This is a genomic window from Spongiactinospora sp. TRM90649 (genome assembly GCF_029382225.1).
Lineage (GTDB): Bacteria > Actinomycetota > Actinomycetes > Streptosporangiales > Streptosporangiaceae > Spongiactinospora.
Window position 1 is genome coordinate 84,589 of sequence record NZ_JARLTC010000002.1, and the last position, 16,429, is coordinate 101,017.

A 16,429-nucleotide genomic window follows, 5' to 3' on the forward strand; every position below is an offset into this window, starting at 1 on the left:
AGGCCGTGAACCGGTCGAACGACGTCCTGGCGGTGTTCGCCGGACGGCTGCGCACGGACCCGTGGGCGACCGACCCCGGCCCGGCGTGGCTGCTCATCAGGGACGGTCGCTTCGCGGCGATCGTCCCCGGTCCCACCAGACCGGCGGAGTGGCCCGCCGCCTGGCCCACCCTCGATCTGGGGAAGGCCGTGGTCCTCCCCGGGCTCGTGGACTCTCACGTCCACCTGACCGAGTCGGGCGACGGTGCCGGCGAGGAGGACTCCGCGGCCCGCACCCTCGCCGAGAAGGTGGAGCTGGGCGTCGAGAACGCCCGGATCGCGCTGCGCGCGGGCGTCACCACCGTCGCGGACTGCGGCGGCCCGGCCGAGGCCGTGCTCGCGGTGCGGGCCAGGGCCGCCGCCCTGCCCGACCGCGCCAGGGCGGTCGTGTCCACGCCGCCGATCACCTCGGTGCGCGGCCACGGCTGGCGCTTCGGCGGCGAGGCGGCCGACGCCGGGCAGGCCGAGGAACTGGTCGCCCGATTCGTCGCCGCCGGGGCCGACTTCGTCAAGGTCATGGCCTCCGGCGGGGGCACGGCGGGCGCCCCGCCCTGGGAGCCGGGCTTCCCGCAGGACACGCTCCGCGCGCTGGCCGGCAAGGCCGCCACGCTGGGCCGTCCGCTGAAGGTGCACTGCCTGTCGGCCGATTCGATGCGCGCCGCCGTCGCGGCGGGCGTCAGGCTGATCGAGCACGGCAAGTTCCGCACCGCGGCCGAGGACGGCGGCGGCTTCGACCCCGCCGTGGCCGACCTGCTGGCCCGGACCGGCACGGTCGTCTGCCCCACCCTCTCCGTCGGTCACCACGTGCTCGCCGTCCCGCCGGAGGTCGCCGGGGAGGCCGGCCGGATGTGGCGGCGGCGTCACCCCCACGACCTGGAGCACCTGCGGCGCCTGGTGGACAGCGGGGTCCGCATGGTGAGCGGCACCGACGCCGGCTGGCGGTTCACCCCGTTCGACGCGCTGCCCAACGAGCTGCGCCTGATGGCCGGGGCCGGGATGACGAACCGGGACGTCCTGGCGGCGGCGACCACCGACGCCGCCGCCGCGCTGGGCATGGGCGACGCCATCGGCCGGATCGCGCCCGGCCACCAGGCGGACTTCATCGCCGTCGACGCCGACCCCGTGGACGACCTGTCCGCGCTTGAGCGGATCCAGGCCGTCGCCCGCGACGGCCTGGTCGTCCGGTGACCTCCTCTGATCCCATGCGCCTCCTGCTCTCCTGGCAGGCGGCGGCCCGGGAGGCCGGTGATCCGCAGGCCGACCTGATGGCGCTGAGCACCACGGACGCCAGCGGGGAGCCCCGCCTGCGCAACGTCTCGATGAAGCCGATCGAGGACCACCTGATCGGCTTCGTCACCGACGGCCGTTCGGGCAAGGCGCGTGACATCGCCGCCCGGCCCCGGGTGGCGGTGATGTTCACCTGGATGACGCTGCGCCGCCAGGTCACCGTCCGCGGTGCCGCGGTGCGCATGAGCGAGGAGCGGGCGGCGCGGGAGTTCCACCGCCGCTCCCGGCCCGCCCGGCTCGGGAGCTGGGCGAGCCACCAGTCCGCGCCCATCACGGACCGCGGCGTGCTGGACGCGGCCTTCGCCGCGGCCGAGCGCCGCTGGCCCGAGGGAACGCCGGTGCCGGTGCCGCCGCACTGGACCGGATACGTGATCGACCCGGCGGAGTTCGAATTCGTCCAGGCGGGCCGCCCCGACCGGCTGCACGATCGAGACCGGTACCGGCTCGCCGGGGACACCTGGGTACGGCAAGTGCTCGGGTCCTGAGCCCACCCGAACGGAAGACGAGCATGAAACGTCGACAACTGCTGGCCGGTACCGTGCCCGGCGTGATCGCCGGCGCCACCGGCGGCCTGGCCCTGACGGATGACCAGGGCCAGGGCATCCGCGTACGCGAAGTGGGCGGTTTCCACATCGGTGGACGCCCGGTCACCCTGACCGACGCCGAGACCAGGGACGCCTTCGTCGCCGAGGGACAGCCGCCGGTGCGCGTGAATCCCAACGGCGACTTCGAGACCGGCCAGGTGTACGTGCAGTACGTGCGCCTGGCCCGCCCCGGCGGTCCGCCGCCCGTGCTCATGTGGCACGGCGGCGGCCTGAGCGGCGCCTCCTTCGAGACCACCCCGGACGGACGGCCCGGATGGCAGCAGCTCTTCCTGCTCCAGGGGCATGACGTCTACGTGACCGACGGGTTCGGCGCGGGCCGCGCGACCTCGCAGCGGTATCCGGAGGTCGTCCCGGCCGAGCCGCTCTTCCGCACCAAGCGGGAGCTGTGGGAGCTGTTCCGGATCGGGCCCGCGGGCTCCTACGCCACGAATCCGCCCGAACGCCGCCCCTATCCCGGCACGCTGTTCCCGGTGGACGCGTTCGACACCTTCGTCAAACAGGTGACACCCCGCTTCCGCAGCTACGACAGGTCCACCCAGGCGGGTTACGACGCCCTGGTGGCCAAGGTCGGGACGAGCGTGGTCCTCACCCACAGCGCCGCGGGCCCGCTCGGCTACGCGGCGACCATCGCCGCCCCCGACCGCGTCCGCGCCCACGTCGCGATCGAGCCGTCCGGCGCGCCCGACCCGTCCACCGTGGACATGAGCCGGCTGCGCCACATCCCGCATCTCGTCATCTGGGGCGATCACCTGGAATCGGACGCCTCGTGGGGCGAGCTGTACTCCTCGGCCAGGCGCTTCCACGACGCGCTACGCGCCGCCGGGGGCAGGTCCACCTGGATCGACCTGCCGGACCGGGGGCATCGCGGCAACTCTCACATGATCATGATGGACCGCAACGGGCACCGGGTGGCCCAGATGATCACCTCCTGGCTGGCGGGGCAGGTGAGGCACCGGTAGCGACATGCGATGATCGTCTGGGCGCTCGCCGCTCCGCCCGACGCCTACGCCTGCGAGCTGACGGTGCTCCCGTCCCCCTGATCCTCCGCCCAGACGGTGGTATACGCCCTGACCAGCCATTCGTCGGCGCGGGCGTGATCGGGGTGTTCCGGCAGGTCGGAGGTCGTGACCAGGGCCTCCAGCCGGGCTTCGAGGTCGGTGGCCAGGGCCAGCGTCTCCTCCTTGGTATGCCCACCCTGCCGCAGGCTCACGATCCAGGAACGCCACGGCTCGGGCATCGGCAGCGTGATCCGCCCGGTGGTCAGGAGCTCCACGCCCTGCAGGCCGAGACGCACCATGTGCGCGGCGAACTTGACGTCGAAGCCGTATTTGTCGACGAGTTCGGGACGGTTGGTGCCCTTCCCCTCCGGGTGGGCCACCATGCGGTCGCGCTGCGCGCGCAGGTACCCCAGGAAACGCAGCCCGGCCTGCCGCCACAGGATGAACTCCGGGCCGTCGCGGAGCAGCTCCCGGCCCAGGCCGGTGATCGCGACGATCTCCTTCTCCGGGGCGAACAGCGGGATCAGCACGGTGGGGTTGCCGACCAGGGCGAGGGCCATCCACTTGCGCAGCGAGTAGACGGTGAGATCCAGGTCTCCGACGCCGGACCGGACGCCTTCGGGCTGGGACCGGTAGACGTACTGGTCGAACGCGCGCAGCCCGATGACATAACGCGCGGGCTCCACGCAGATCCCCATCTCGTCCCGGTCCCCCGCGCCCGGAACGTTGGTGCCGTGCACCCCCGAGCCGATCTGGCACCGCAGGATGGTGAACCGCTCCGCGATCGCCTCGAACTCAGGCCCGGAGTGCTTCGTCCAGCTCAACGTCCTTCCCCTTCTCCGGGTGGGCCTGGCGCCCTGCCGTCCCCACCAGGGGACGGCAGGACACGGACGGTCAGGCGGTGAGGCGTTCCGCCTCGTGGTGCAACGCCTCGATGAGTAGCAGTTCTAATCGGATGTCCTGATCGAGTCCATCGATTACCTCCATACCGGGCCTCCCGGTAGGCAGACGTGGAGAACGGGGTAAAAGTTCACGCCTGTCACGGATTCCCCACTACTAACATCAAAGACCCATCCCACCGGGTGGGTTCTGAACGAGCGGGCAGCAGCTCCCACTCGTAGTCCCGGCCGACCAGCGAGTAAAAGACCTGGTGGGCGACGTAGCGCGGGTACCCGTGCCGATCGGCGACCGCGAGCGACTTCATCGCCTGCCAGCCGGGGAAGTTGGAGACGCCGACATAGCGGACCTTCCCCGCACGCACCAGGTCGTCGAGCGCGGACAGCACCTCCTCGACGGGCGTGACCGCGTCGAAGGCGTGCAGTTGGAGCAGGTCGATGTGGTCGGTGCCGAGCGTCACGGGTCGGCTTGAGTAGAGAGCCATGCCGCCATGAACGACCAAAAGTGGGCGGCACGGCCGGAAAAAGAGCACAGAAAGGGCTGCCGAGTGGTCACCGGTGCCACCGAAGCTGGTCTCACCCAACCGGAAGGTGACGAAAATGCCCTTATCGCTTATCTCGACGACCTGGGCGACCATTAGGCCCTGATTTCCGGATCGCATGATCTCGGCCATCGCGCGGTGCGCGCGATGGCCGAACCCGAATCCGGAGGCCGGTAGCGGAGAAAGAACTGAACCGCGGCCGACATGGCCGCCGCCGGCCTCGACCTCTCCCCCAACCTCTGGCGCGCCCAGCACGGCCCCTGGACCCGCCCCGAACTCTCCGCCGTCGAGGCGACGCTGCTCCTGCTGGCCGACAACATCAACGACATCGCCCAGGACGACGACCAGGCCGTCCGCATGGTCTCCGATGTCCTGCACGCCCACTCGTGACCCCCTGTCGGGGCGGCGATGAAACGGGCCTTGACAGACCGGACCCGCCAGCTAAGTTTCGGTTAGGAAACTTTCTTAATAGAGAAGACGGATTCGGTCCGTCGCGCGGAAGGAGCAACGCTCATGAGTGTGAAAAGGGCCGCCGCCATCCTGTCCAGTGGGGTACTCGTCGCTGCCACCGTTATCACCGGTATGGCGTCGCCCGCCTATGCCCTGCCCGACTCCTGTTCAATCACCTATCAGGACGGGTGGTACTCCTCGTACTGCTCCAGTGGCACCGGCTACCATCAGATCTCGGTCTACGGTTGCTGGGTCAACCCGCAGGTGAACTACTGCCAAACGGATCGAGGTCCTAAAGTCCCTGTGGGCTCCGTCTCCTCAGTTCAGCCCGCCGGCGCGAGAAGCAATACCCCCGCGATCATAAAGTACGAAAGCTGAACGGCTGACGAACGGACACAAAAGGGCGCCTCCGGTCCCGGATTGACGCGGGCCGAAGGCGCCTTACTTGGGCGGAGGTGGGGGGAATGCGCCCCGACGACAGGAGAGCCATGCTCATCGTGGTCTACACCGACCGCCTGTGGGAATGCGCCGACTTCTACTCCGGCATCGGCCTGCCCCTGCGGCCCGAACAGCACGGGAACGGCCCCGAGCACCACGCCGCGGAGCTCGACGGCATCGTGTTCGAGCTCTACCCCGCCTCCGAGCGCCGCCCCGCGACAGGCAACCTGCGTCTCGGCTTCACCGTCCCTACCCAGACCGTCGCCCACCTCCAGCCCGGCCGCCACCTCCTCACCGACCCGGACGGCCGAACGGTCGAACTGCGGATCACTCGTCCCGCAGCGCCTTGATGTGTCTGCGGATTCACCGCCGTCGTCGATTGTCAGCGATATGTCCGCCCGCACGGCTACGCTCCGGCGTCGATGAAGACCATCCGAAGCGGCCGGCGCGCGATCGGGGCCGCCTTGCTCGGCGGGGCCCTCGGAGCGGCGATCTCAGTGGTCTACGACGTAGCCGAGTCCGCGGGCCGGCGGGAGTGCCTGAGCGTGAACACGCCGTGTTTCGGCACGGCGCCCGTGGTCGGTTTCGTGGGCGGCGTAGCAGTGGTGATCATCGTGTGCTGGGCCGGCTTCGCCGCGTTGGAGGTGCGACCGCTCACGCAGTCCGTACCGCTCGGCGTCGGGGCGTTCGCGGTGGCGACGGTCGTGTACATGGCGGTGGTCGCCGTCGGCCACCTGATCCGCTGCCCGCGTTCGCCGTGGTCACCGCCCTGACGTGAGGGCTGCTCGCCGCAGCGATCGGCAGGGACCATATCTGATCACAGGAAAACCGCCTCCTACCTTGTTCGGTAGGAGGCGGTCTGGCTTGGTGGAGGTGGCGGGAATCGAACCCGCCTCTACACGCCCTTTCACCTGGGCTTTTATCCATCATGCCAGGCGGGGCCGGACTAGACGATACGAATCGATACGCGGCAGTACGGGGTCGGACGACCGGTGCACCCACAGGGAGCACCGATGATCTTGAGCTGTCTGCTTCGCGTCGAGCTGTGACACTAGACCGCGCCGCACTGCACAGTACGGCCCGTGACCAGAACGCACAGGACCACACGAGGCACCCGCCCCACCATGCGCAAGCCGCTCCCCACTCCCGAGATGAAGCCCACGTTGAGCGTCCCAGAGGCGGGAACGTACCTCGGGCTGTCCAAGAGCTCCTCCTACGACGCGGCCAAGCGCGGCGAGATCCCCACGATCCCGTTCGGCCGACTGCTCCGGGTGCCGACCGCTACCCTCCGGCAGATGCTCGGGATCGACCCCGTCCCGGTTACAGAACCAGGAACCCTCGGACACGACCCCCGCGGGGAGTAGGCGACCTGCCGGGGACCTCGCGGACGCCCCGCCGCACGACCCCAGCGGGGGGTGGTCACTCGCTGCGCAGCGCTTCGACTATGTCGCGGGCAAGGTCGAGGCTGGAGGCGGCCACGAACATGTCCCGGCGCTCCATGGCCTTCACGATCTCCTCGACCGTGCCGAACCCGTAGTCCAGCGGGCGCGACTCGCCGTCCAAATCGACCACGACGCCTCCGGCCGCGTTCAGGATGTAATGGCCGGGCGCGAGGTCCCACACGGCGAACCCCTTTGCGAACTCGATCGTGGCGTCGCTGAAGCCGGCCGCGACGTGGCACAGGCTGACCGATCCGAAGTCCACACCGATCCGGCCGCGGCTCGCGCCGTCCGGTGAGGGGCGGCTCAGTTGTTCGATCAGGCGGGTCTGCTGGGCGAGCGCTGCGAAGCGCTCGGTTGGCTTCATCAGGTAGTTGGTGACCAGGGCCTCAGATAGGGGGACCTGTCGGTCCAGTCGCAGCGTGTGCTGGTCTCCGTCTCTGGTGATCAGGAACGCCTGGTCTTCGCCGGCGTCGTCGCGGCCTGCGGCGTAGAGCTGGATGTGGTGGTAGATGTCTCCCACCACGGCGGCGACGGGGCGGGCGAGGCTGCGGGAGTAGACCAGGACATGGGTGTAGCCGTACAACGCGCGGACGGCGAGTTCGCTGGTGTCGAGGGGATCGACCAGGACGCACAGGTCCGGGTCGGGGTCGTCTCCGATGACCTGCGGGTCGGCCTCCTCGGAGGCGTAGACGAACGAGGGGATGATCTGGGTCATCAGCTCCTGGTATCGGCGGTGCATCCACATGTCGTAGTCGGACAGGAAGTTGTCGGCGTGCCGGACGTTCGCGTGCTCTGCGCGGTCCCCGGACAGGGCCGCCTGGATCAGCCGGGGTCGGATCTCGCCTATGACGGAGGCGACCAGCTCGGCGACGTCTTGCGCCAGGCCAGGCAGAGACGGTTGCGAAGACACGATGCGCTTCCCTTCACACGACATTACCGAGCCGTACGGGCCTGCTCCCACTCGGGCGCGAGGATGGAGTGGACGACTGAGTCGCGGTAGGCACCCCGGACCATGATGTGCCCCCGGATCCGCCCCTCTTCGACCATGCCCGCCTTGTCCATTACGCGGCGTGAGACATCGTTCTCTGGCGAGCGGGCGCCCCAGATCCGGTACAGGCCGAGGGTGTTGAACCCCAGCGCCAGCAGCAGGCCCACCGTCTCGCCGCCGATGCCGCGCCCCCACTGGTCGGCGCGGAGCGCGAACCCGATCTGCCCGCTGTTCTGTCCCGGGTGCTGGGTGTCGATGGCGAGCCGGGCGAACCCGACCAGTTCGCCATCGTCCTGGCGGACCACGGCGAGGGAGAACTCCCGGCGGGGGTCTTGCTCGGCGGCGGCGGTGACGGCCGCGATAGTGGCCTCCACCTGCTCCAGGGTCCGGGGCTCGAAACTCATGTGCTGGACCACCTGCGGATCGCCGTAGATCCGCAGGAGAGCCGGGGCATCGGACGGGGCGAACTCGCGCAGGGCCAGCCGACCGGAGGCGGAGGTGATCGTCACGGGGTTCATGGAGGGGAGGCTAGCGGCCCGGGGGTAGCGCAGCGCGCACCGAGACCTGCCCATACTGCTCGATCTCCTCCCGCAAACCGCGGGCCAAGACCCCGCCGAACTCCGGCCCGCGCAGCGCGTCATGGACGCGCATGGCGCTCGCCACGATCCCGGCGTTCCGCATCTCCATGGGCAGGTCGAGCACCGGCCGCAGGGCCTCTGCGGCGCCGTCCAGGTCACTCATCTGGACCCTGGCCAGCGCCTGATCCGCGCGGGCGCCGGCCTCGTCTCCGAACGCCCGGTCTGCGGGGTCGGCCGCCTCGTAGGCGGCGAGCGCTTCAGCGGCGGTCTGGTCCGCCCGCTGCTCATCGCCCGGGAGCCATGTGAGAGTGTCCGCCGTGTAGTAGATCTGCCGTGGCCCGGGGAACGTCATGATGCCGCCGAGGTCGTCCAGGTCGTCAGCGCCCGCCGCCTCCCGGGCGTCCTTGGCCCGCTGAATGGCCGCGAGCGCGCCTTCCCGGTCGCCCAGCACCGCGAGCGCGCGGCCCTCCTGAGCCGGGAGCCACACCGAGGCGGTGCCACTGGTGCGCCGCGCGAACTCGGCCCCTCCCGCCGCGTAGCGGGCCGCTTCCTGCGGCCACCCCGCCCAGTAGCAGATCAGCGACTGCAACCCGCGTGTCCAGGCGCGCAGACCGTCGTGGCCCGCGTTGTCCGCGCAGACGAACGACGCGCGGGCCTGGGTGAGAGCCGAGTGCGGATCCCCCATGTCGTGGCTCGCCTTGGCGAGCATCCCTGACACCACACCGGCCAGCAGGTACATCTCCTTGGACTGGTCCGGGCGCTGCCGCCCCTCCAGTAGACGGAACGCCACGTCCTGCACTTCGGACAGATCGAACAGGACCGTCGGCAACGGCTGACGCGGGTACGCCTGCGCCAGTCGGGCGATCTCAGCGCGTAGCTGATCGATCGTCTCCTGGCCGACGTTGCTTCCCTCGGATTGGCTGAGGAACTTCAATGCTCTGCGTGCCGCCATCTCTACCTCCGTGCGCAGGCCGCCTGATCTCGGGTCCAAGGGCGGCGGTGGTGGCTCGACGCTTCCAAGGGCTGGCAGCGATAGTGCCGCATGCCCCGGATCACAGCGAAGGATGATCTCCCGTTCGCCCGGAGGCATGCGGTCCAGAGCCTCCGGATCCAAAAGACGTCGTGGGGTTGTCCCGTAGATTCCCGCAAGCGTGATGACCTGTGAAGCCAGCGGCGGACGAGACGACGGCCCCGGGAACAGCTCCACCCAGGACAGCGTCGGCTGCGTTATGGGTGCGTGCGACCGGCGAGTCTGATCGGCGACCTCGGATTGGCTGAGGCCCTTCGCGAGGCGGTACGAGGCGAGAAGAGACTGCCCGGTCTTCGCACGGATTTCTCCGGCGATTTCCTCCACACTCCGTCCTTGGGCGGTCATCTGCATCCGCAGCCGATTGACGTCCTTCCTCCCCCATTGCTTCATACGACTCCTTGTCACGGGACTCTGATTGAAGGGTTGCCCGTTTTGCCGCTTGCCAGCAACTACTCAAATCGGACAGCGATGAGCCGGGCTGCATATAAGTCAGAGACATCACGGAAAAGCGCAGGTCAGAGACGGTGAGCAGTGTGTAAAAACTATATCTCTACATGGGGTGACCGGGTCGGCACGGACGGCATTTACTAGCGGGCACTGACGCCACCGACGGCAGAAGTTGTGCTCTCCGCCTTCTAGAGGTCCCCGATGACGCGAAACTTCCCTGACCCGCCAGTAGCCGCCGAGACCACCAGCAGCAGCCGCGACTTAGTCGTTCCCGGGCCGCCAATACCCCAGGGGACGCTAGCCGCGGTCGGGGGGCCGCTGCCCTGGGGGCTGGTGGTCGTGTGGGTGGTCGAGGCGGGAGGTCGAGGGTCCTCTGGGGTGACCCGCGACCCCGACGAAGGCGAGCAGGCGATGCTCGCGGCGCTCGACACCTTGCCCGGCGGCGAGGGCTGGGCAAGGGTCGCGCGGATAACCGGGCTGAAGAAGGGCTACGCCTACGGGCCGACGCTCCGCAGCGCGCACCGCGAGGGCGACCTGATCGTCACCGGGGACGGTGAGCCGTGGACGCATTCATGAGCGGCGGCCCGTGGTGGACGGGGCGCCCGTCGCCGGTGGCGAAGGCTGCGGCGGACCTGGCGTCTGCGCTGGCGGAGCTCGGGATCGTCGCCGACGTCAACGGCGGCGGGGACCGGGTGATCGTGTCCCTGCGGGACGGGCTGGTCGCCATCGTGGACGCCGACGGGATCTACTGGTGCAGCCCGCGACTCAGCGCACGCGGCAGGCGGTTGTACGGGCTGCGCGCCACCCCCGCGAGCGCTGCCACGGCGCTCGCGGGAGATTACGAGCTGCTCCGCAGACGCGAGCAGGAGCCGACCAGCAGAGCGGCGCATGCCACGCCCGCTTGACGAGGCCGCGCGCCAGGTCGCCGAGAAGCTACAGCGCCAAGCCAACGGCCGCTGGTGGGTGATGTGGCTGCCCTACCGGCAGGCGCTCGCGGCGTTCTTCTGCGGCCCGTCCGTGAACGGCCTCCAGGTCGAAGCCAAGGACCCGCGCGACCTGTGGCAGCAGATGCTCGCCCACGATCCGAGACTCTGGCCGGCCGTCCCCGCCGAGGCCGGTGGCGGCCACTCACGAGGTGGACCGCGACCGGGGCCGGCCAGCACCAACCGCGTGGTCCCGGGCAGCCGCCCGGGGCCACGCACCAACCCGCCCGGTCCGCCTGATCCGGAGCCGGGGAAGAACTCCCCGTGATCTTCGCGACAGGACTACGGGCCGCGCACAGCGGACGATCCGGGCTGCGATTCCCCTCACCCGACAGCAACGAACACCCTGCCAGGAGTTTATGATGCACGTATGGGACCAGGTCCGCACCCGCGAGGGTACCGACGCCCTCGCGGCGCACCTGACCGCGCGGGGGCTCATCGACCCCCACGACTTGAACAGCCGCGCTTGGGTGGCCGGTCTGCACCAGGTGCCCCGGCACCTGTTCATCCCTCCGACGGCGTACGCCGCCGCCTACCAGCCGGGCGAGTCGTCCCGGCCGATCGACCGGCAGGCGGACCCGGCAGGCTGGTGGCGCGCCGCCTATTCGGACTTTTCGATCATCACGCAGCGGGACGACGGCCAGCGAGACCCTGCCGACACTGGCGGGGCTCCGACGTGTTCGCTGTCGGCGCCGTCGATCGTGCTGCCGATGCTGTCCCTGCTGGATGTGGCCGACCATCACACGGTGCTGGACATCGCCACCGGCACCGGCTGGACAGCCGCCATGCTGGCCTGCCGTCTCGGCGACGACCAGGTGGTCACCGTCGAGGTCGATCCCGTCCTGGCGCAGATCGCCGCCGCGAACCTGAAGCGAGCCGGGCGGGATCCCGGGCTGGTGAACGGCGACGGCGCCGACGGCGTCCCGGGTGCGGCCCCTTATGACCGGATCCATGTCACCTGCGGCGTGCGTACGGTGCCGTACGCGTGGGTGGAGCAGACCCGCCCGGGCGGGCGGATCGTTTTGCCGTACATGCCTGCCCCGACGGCGCACTACGGCGGGCAGCAGCTCGTGCTCACCGTCGGCGACGACGGGACCGCCGTGGGGCGGTTTCACGGCCCGGCGGCGTTTATGATGCTCCGCGCCCAGCGGCGTACCGTGTCCGAGCAGGCCGGGCACAGCGAGGCGCTGACCACGACCCGGTTCGACCCGCGGACCCTCGCCGAACCGCCGGGCGGGCTGATGTTGATGCTCGCCGCGGTGGCCGGGGACATCGTCACCGCCACCGAGCGGGTACGGCGCGGCGCGGCGTGGAGCCACGTGACCCGTCTGGAAGACCTCGCCGGGACGTCGTGGGCCGCCGTGGAGACGGTGCCCGGCCAGGTGGACGCGGAGGTCGTGCAGGCGGGTGATCGGCGGCTGTGGGACGAGGTCATGGCCGCGTACATGGCCTGGCTCCGCGCCGGGCAGCCCGGACCGGACCGGTTCGGGCTGAGCGTGAGCCCGGAGGGGCAAGAGGTGTGGCTCGATCATCCCGGCCGGGCGCTCACTCCGCTGTACGGGCCGCTCGCGAACTGACCTGAAGGGCAACGTCCGAACCTGCGTCGCCGACTTAGGGCGTGTATTTGGTCGTGATCAACTGGTGGTCCGGGTGAGGTCCTTGACCCAGATCATTGAGGCGCGCAGATGGAGGCCGGCGAGGTAGCTGCCCGGGGTCTTGTCGTATCGAGTGGCGATGCCTCGCCAGGTCTTGAGCTTGTTGATCAGGCGCTCGACGGTGTTCCTCTCCTTGTAGAGGCCGGCGTCGTGGCTGACAGGCCGACCGCCCGCACAGCCCTTCTTCTTCCGGTTGGCGGCCTGGTCTCTCTTCTCCGGGATCACTGCCTTGATACCGCGTCTGCGCAGGTGGGCCCGGTTACCGCGGGAGGAGTAGGCCTTGTCGGCGGCAACCGCGTCCGGCCGGGTGCGGGGGCGGCCGACGGGGACGCGGACCCGTATCTTCCCCAGCACGGGGATGAACTGCGGGCTGTCGGCGGCCTGGCCTGCGCTCAGCACGAACGCCAGTGGGCGGCACTTGCGGTCGGCGGCCAGGTGAACCTTGCTGGTCTGCCCGCCCCTGGAGCGTCCCAGGAGGGCGGCCTTCAGCCGGAGTTTTCGCCGGCGCCGGATACGCCGTCGCTCCTCCCACCCGGGATCGATCTCGGCGTCCTGCCCGTCTTGTTCTTCGCCACTGCCCCTTTTGACCTGGCCTTCTCCGCCTCGGCGGCTGCCTCCTCCAGTGCGCCGAGGACGTCCTCGCCCAGGTGCATCCCGGCCGCGTCGTGGTGAGCACGCGCCGTGGTGGAGTCGATGCCGACCAGGGACAGGTCCACATCACCCCGCTTCGCAGCTGCCGCGATCAGGCCCTCCAGCAGGGCCTCGAAGACGCCGGCGTCACGCCATTGCCGGAAGCGGTTGTGGACGGTTGACCAGGCACCGAACTCGGCCGGCATCTCCCGCCACTGCCCGCCGGTCCTGAACCGCCAGATCACACCTTCGAACTGCTGCCGTAACCGCTCGGGGTAGGGGCCGTACTCGCCGATCGGCAGGTACGGCCCGATGAACTCCCACTCCGCGTCGGTCAGTTGCGCTCGCGTCACGGGACAAAGGTCTACCGGCCCAGGCCTCACCATGAGGGCGAATCGACAGATTGATCACGACCCAATACGCGCCCTAGGAGGATCTATGAAACTGGTGGTGGCCGGTTACAACATCGACGAGGGCGGGCTCGATGACGGCAGCGAGGCCAGACTGCTGAAACAGCTCGACCAGGTCGCCCCGCTGAAGCCTGACTTGTTCGGAGTCGAGGAGGCCAAGCGCTGGAACAGCGGTCCCAAGGACGACAACGACCGGCTGCTGAACCTCGTCGCTACCCGGCTCGGGATGTCCTACCGCACCCTGGTGCCCTCCAACCATCACGGCTGTCACCTCGCGATGTTCGTCCGGAAACGCACCGGCCTGCGGGTGGTGCGTGAGCATCACGACCACGCCACGCCGTGGTGGCACGCACAGGGCGCCGTGGAGTTGTTCGTGGACGGCTGGGGACCGTTGTGGTTCCTCAACGTCCACCTCGCGCCCGCCTCCCCAGAGATACGGCTCGCTGAGGCGGAGGCGTTCGACCTTTACAGCAAGCGGCCGGCCGTCATCGTCGGCGACTTCAACGCGGCGCCAACCGGTGAGGCACCTCGGGCAAACTCGGGGGTTTCCCAGGAGAAGATCCGCCGTAAGGGCGATCAGCGGGCAGCAAGCGCGATCGAGGGATCCGGGTTCGTCGATCTCGCGAAGCACTTCGGAGACCTCACGCCCACTGTGGGCCATCGTGATGGCCTCTACTACCGCGCGGATCGGATCTACAGCAATCTCCCCGAGGAGGTGTGGGAGAGCTACGCCGTGGTGGAAGAAGACGGCGAACCGCTGTCGGATCACCGCTTGGTGGTGGCCAGGTGCAACCTGGCCAGATAAGGGGGCTCGGATGGCATCGGTCCTGCCCCCGCCGGTTCGCACGGTGGTCCTCGACTACGGCGAAACCCTCACGTTCGGCCCTCGCACGGACCCACGGCGCCCGGTGGACCCCTACGCTGCGGCGGCGCTGCACGTCCTCCACCGCGCGGGCAAGCGCCTGATCCTGGCCTCCAATACCCGCCCGGACCAGGACCGCCACGCCGCCCTACGCCGAGGCGGCGTGGACCATCTCTTCCACGAGGTGTTCCTGTCGGCCGAGCTGGGCGTGGCCAAGCCCCATGCGGAGTTCTACCGGCGCGTCCTGGCCGCCGCCGGCTGCGAGCCGCCCGAGGTGCTGTGGGTCGGGGACAGCGTGCAGAAGGACGTGATCGGGCCATCCCGCCACGGCATGCGCCCGGCGCTGGTGGGCCGCGCCGAGCTGCCGGATGGCGTTGTCGTGCCTGGGGAGGTGATGTTGATCCGCCACGTCCGTGACCTTCCCGCTCTCCTCACAGGCGGCCTGCCTGCCACGTCTGCGCCCGAGGGCCTGGATGCCCTCGGGGTGCGTCCGTCGGCGAGGGTATCGGGCCGTCCGGTCTCACGGGGGTGACAGCGACCCAGTCGGGCGCCGGCGGCCAGCCGCTCGACGAGGCCCTTCGATATGCGTACTGCCATGCCCGACAGCATGCCTGGGGGGACGGCGTGGGGTCCGGCCCCGCCCAGACCGTGACGGCCGGACGGGGCCGGGAGGGTCACGTCGCCGGTTGGTCCGGGGACTTGATGAGCGCGGACAGGTCGAGCGCGCCTATGGCTTGCCCGATCGCGTTGGTGAGCAGCGCGGCGACCTCCGGCGGGAGCTGGGCGGCGCCGTCGGCCGTGGCCGCTGCCGGTGTCGTCTCCTCGTCGGCAGTGCTGGTGGTGGTGTCGGCGGCCACGCCGGACAACGCCCTGTCGATGGCCTTGGCGGTCTCGGCGTCGGCGTCCGGCGTCAGGTGGGAGTACACCGCGCTGGTGATGGTGACGTTGGCGTGTCCCAGCCGCTTGGACACCTGCTCAAGGCCGACCTTGGGGATGAGATCGCTGGCGTGTGAGTGCCGCATCGCTTTGATCGTGGGCTCCTTGGTGAGCCCACGCTCGGCGGCGATGGCGCGGACCTTCACCCAGCGGTGCTCCCGGAAGTTCGCGTTCCTCCACCACACACCTCCACGGGTGCCCGGCGCCGGGAACAGCAACGCCTCCCCGTGCCGCCCCTGCACACGCCGTTCGAGCATGCGTAAGGCCGTGGCCGGCAACATGATGGTGCGGAACGCGTGCGGGCTCTTGCCCTCCAGGGTCTCGATGTAGAGCTGCCGGTCCTCGTCCTCTCGGATCACCTGGTTGACGGTCAGGGTGCCCACCTCGAAGTCGATGTCGCAGACACGTAGCGCTGTCAGTTCGCCCCAGCGCAGGCCGGTAGCGAGCAGCATGAGCGTGATGTCGCCGGTGTCCTCGTCCACCTCGTAGGCGCATGCGATCCACGAGGCGATCTCATCACCGGCGACGAGTTGGGCGGGGGTGACGGTGCGGCCCTTCCGTTCGGGGAGGACGACGTCGCGGCACGGGTTGTGACCGAGGTAGCGCCTACGTACGCCGTACTCGAAGACCGGGGAGGTCACCGTCCCGTGAATGTTCATGATCGTCTTCGCCGAGTAAGGGCGGGCCACGTTCTTGCCGTACGTCTTGGACTGCATGTAGACCACCCACCCCTGGACGGCCTCGTCGGTGAACAGATCGACCGGGACCTTCCCCAGCGGCCCGAACGGCAGCCCGCCGGGCAGCTCGACCACGGCGGGGTAGACGTGATCGGCCAGCTTGCGCCGATACTCCGCCAAGGTCCGCCGCTCGGCGTTGACCAGCTTCCGCAGATACTCCTCCGCGACGTCCTCGAACGTCTTCACATCGGTGGGCTGCGGCGCCAGGCCCAGCATCTCGGCGAACGCAGGGTTGTCGTAGGGGTCGCGGTAGCCGTTGGCCACCAGCGCCGCCCGGAACGTCTTCGCCTGGTCGAGGTCGTCGAAGGTGTAAGAGCCGATCGGTCCGTTCCTTCGCCCGCCCTCACGCCAATGGACTCGGTACGAAACCTCACCGTTCTTCTTCTTGCGGTACTCGACGCCTTCGGCGCGTCGAGGTCGTGCTGACACGGAACCACCAGTCCCTTTTCGTCGGGGGGAGGTTCCGGAACGTAGAGC

19 protein-coding genes and 2 pseudogenes are annotated in these 16,429 nt (G+C 69.6%); 14 read left to right on the top strand and 7 right to left on the bottom strand.

The features are described 5' to 3' along the window. The first annotated feature begins 5 nt into the window (after window positions 1–5). From P3X83_RS00420 to P3X83_RS00430, 3 genes are read left to right on the top strand one after another with little or no spacing between them, the layout of a single operon-like run. The gene (locus tag P3X83_RS00420) at window positions 6–1,226 is read left to right on the top strand and encodes an amidohydrolase family protein (protein WP_277303196.1); all 1,221 of its coding nucleotides are present in this window, start codon (window positions 6–8) and stop codon (window positions 1,224–1,226) included. Next, entirely contained in the window at window positions 1,223–1,810 is a 588-nt protein-coding gene (locus P3X83_RS00425) for a pyridoxal 5'-phosphate synthase (protein ID WP_277303197.1), read from the top strand. The genes P3X83_RS00420 and P3X83_RS00425 overlap by 4 nt, the downstream gene beginning before the upstream one ends. A 23-nt stretch (window positions 1,811–1,833) precedes the next feature. Next, window positions 1,834–2,889, top strand: coding sequence for a hypothetical protein (locus P3X83_RS00430; protein WP_277303198.1), 1,056 nt, complete (start codon window positions 1,834–1,836; stop codon window positions 2,887–2,889). A gap of 44 nt (window positions 2,890–2,933) precedes the next feature. On the opposite strand, the gene P3X83_RS00435 is transcribed toward P3X83_RS00430, so the two are convergent. Next, window positions 2,934–3,752: a nucleotidyltransferase domain-containing protein gene (locus P3X83_RS00435; protein ID WP_277303199.1), complete on the bottom strand. Its 819-nt coding sequence runs from the start codon at window positions 3,750–3,752 to the stop codon at window positions 2,934–2,936. Between the two features lie 275 nt (window positions 3,753–4,027). Beyond that, window positions 4,028–4,279 (bottom strand): annotated as a pseudogene (locus P3X83_RS00440) (aldo/keto reductase); the annotation flags it as partial. 36 nt (window positions 4,280–4,315) lie between these two features. Between P3X83_RS00440 and P3X83_RS00445 the strand changes: the two are divergent. The 5 genes from P3X83_RS00445 to P3X83_RS00465 all read left to right on the top strand — a co-directional run bounded on the left by P3X83_RS00445 (window position 4,316) and on the right by P3X83_RS00465 (window position 6,618). Further along, entirely contained in the window at window positions 4,316–4,465 is a 150-nt protein-coding gene (locus P3X83_RS00445; protein ID WP_277303200.1) for a hypothetical protein, read from the top strand. Between the two features lie 105 nt (window positions 4,466–4,570). Further along, window positions 4,571–4,756 (top strand): hypothetical protein, encoded by a 186-nt coding sequence (locus P3X83_RS00450; protein ID WP_277303201.1) that lies wholly within the window; start codon window positions 4,571–4,573, stop codon window positions 4,754–4,756. Window positions 4,757–5,280: 524 nt separating this feature from the next. Continuing rightward, window positions 5,281–5,604, top strand: coding sequence for a glyoxalase/bleomycin resistance/dioxygenase family protein (locus tag P3X83_RS00455; protein WP_277303202.1), 324 nt, complete (start codon window positions 5,281–5,283; stop codon window positions 5,602–5,604). 72 nt (window positions 5,605–5,676) lie between these two features. Continuing rightward, window positions 5,677–6,027: a hypothetical protein gene (locus P3X83_RS00460; protein WP_277303203.1), complete on the top strand. Its 351-nt coding sequence runs from the start codon at window positions 5,677–5,679 to the stop codon at window positions 6,025–6,027. Window positions 6,028–6,336: 309 nt separating this feature from the next. Then, entirely contained in the window at window positions 6,337–6,618 is a 282-nt protein-coding gene (locus tag P3X83_RS00465; RefSeq protein ID WP_277303204.1) for a helix-turn-helix domain-containing protein, read from the top strand. Window positions 6,619–6,673: 55 nt separating this feature from the next. On the opposite strand, the gene P3X83_RS00470 is transcribed toward P3X83_RS00465, so the two are convergent. The 3 genes from P3X83_RS00470 to P3X83_RS00480 are packed head-to-tail and all read right to left on the bottom strand — an operon-like array spanning window position 6,674 to window position 9,214. Then, window positions 6,674–7,606: an inositol monophosphatase family protein gene (locus P3X83_RS00470; protein WP_277303205.1), complete on the bottom strand. Its 933-nt coding sequence runs from the start codon at window positions 7,604–7,606 to the stop codon at window positions 6,674–6,676. Between the two features lie 23 nt (window positions 7,607–7,629). Then, the gene (locus P3X83_RS00475) at window positions 7,630–8,202 is read right to left on the bottom strand and encodes a GNAT family protein (RefSeq protein ID WP_277303206.1); all 573 of its coding nucleotides are present in this window, start codon (window positions 8,200–8,202) and stop codon (window positions 7,630–7,632) included. A 10-nt stretch (window positions 8,203–8,212) separates the two neighbouring features. Continuing rightward, window positions 8,213–9,214 (bottom strand): hypothetical protein, encoded by a 1,002-nt coding sequence (locus P3X83_RS00480; RefSeq protein ID WP_277303207.1) that lies wholly within the window; start codon window positions 9,212–9,214, stop codon window positions 8,213–8,215. A gap of 903 nt (window positions 9,215–10,117) precedes the next feature. Here P3X83_RS00480 and P3X83_RS00485 point away from each other — a divergent pair. From P3X83_RS00485 to P3X83_RS00500, 4 genes are all read left to right on the top strand, one after another. Continuing rightward, window positions 10,118–10,315, top strand: coding sequence for a hypothetical protein (locus P3X83_RS00485; RefSeq protein ID WP_277303208.1), 198 nt, complete (start codon window positions 10,118–10,120; stop codon window positions 10,313–10,315). Further along, window positions 10,312–10,644 carry a hypothetical protein gene (locus P3X83_RS00490; RefSeq protein ID WP_277303209.1) on the top strand — a complete coding sequence of 111 codons (333 nt, stop codon included), beginning with the start codon at window positions 10,312–10,314 and terminating at the stop codon, window positions 10,642–10,644. Before P3X83_RS00485 ends, P3X83_RS00490 begins: the two co-directional genes overlap by 4 nt. Beyond that, the gene (locus P3X83_RS00495) at window positions 10,628–10,990 is read left to right on the top strand and encodes a hypothetical protein (RefSeq protein ID WP_277303210.1); all 363 of its coding nucleotides are present in this window, start codon (window positions 10,628–10,630) and stop codon (window positions 10,988–10,990) included. The genes P3X83_RS00490 and P3X83_RS00495 overlap by 17 nt, the downstream gene beginning before the upstream one ends. Window positions 10,991–11,084: 94 nt before the next feature. Then, window positions 11,085–12,299 carry a methyltransferase domain-containing protein gene (locus P3X83_RS00500; RefSeq protein WP_277303211.1) on the top strand — a complete coding sequence of 405 codons (1,215 nt, stop codon included), beginning with the start codon at window positions 11,085–11,087 and terminating at the stop codon, window positions 12,297–12,299. 57 nt (window positions 12,300–12,356) lie between these two features. Here the strand turns inward: P3X83_RS00500 and P3X83_RS00505 are convergent. Further along, window positions 12,357–13,360: pseudogene (locus tag P3X83_RS00505) on the bottom strand (IS5 family transposase). An 85-nt stretch (window positions 13,361–13,445) separates the two neighbouring features. Here P3X83_RS00505 and P3X83_RS00510 point away from each other — a divergent pair. Together P3X83_RS00510 and P3X83_RS00515 are read left to right on the top strand one after the other, a co-directional pair. Further along, window positions 13,446–14,222: an endonuclease/exonuclease/phosphatase family protein gene (locus tag P3X83_RS00510; RefSeq protein ID WP_277303212.1), complete on the top strand. Its 777-nt coding sequence runs from the start codon at window positions 13,446–13,448 to the stop codon at window positions 14,220–14,222. A gap of 10 nt (window positions 14,223–14,232) precedes the next feature. Next, window positions 14,233–14,811, top strand: a complete 579-nt coding sequence (locus tag P3X83_RS00515) for an HAD family hydrolase (protein ID WP_277303213.1) — start codon at window positions 14,233–14,235, stop codon at window positions 14,809–14,811. A gap of 142 nt (window positions 14,812–14,953) precedes the next feature. Here P3X83_RS00515 and P3X83_RS00520 read toward each other — a convergent pair whose 3' ends face one another. Beyond that, window positions 14,954–16,381: a site-specific integrase gene (locus P3X83_RS00520; protein WP_277303214.1), complete on the bottom strand. Its 1,428-nt coding sequence runs from the start codon at window positions 16,379–16,381 to the stop codon at window positions 14,954–14,956. Window positions 16,382–16,429 lie beyond the last annotated feature (48 nt).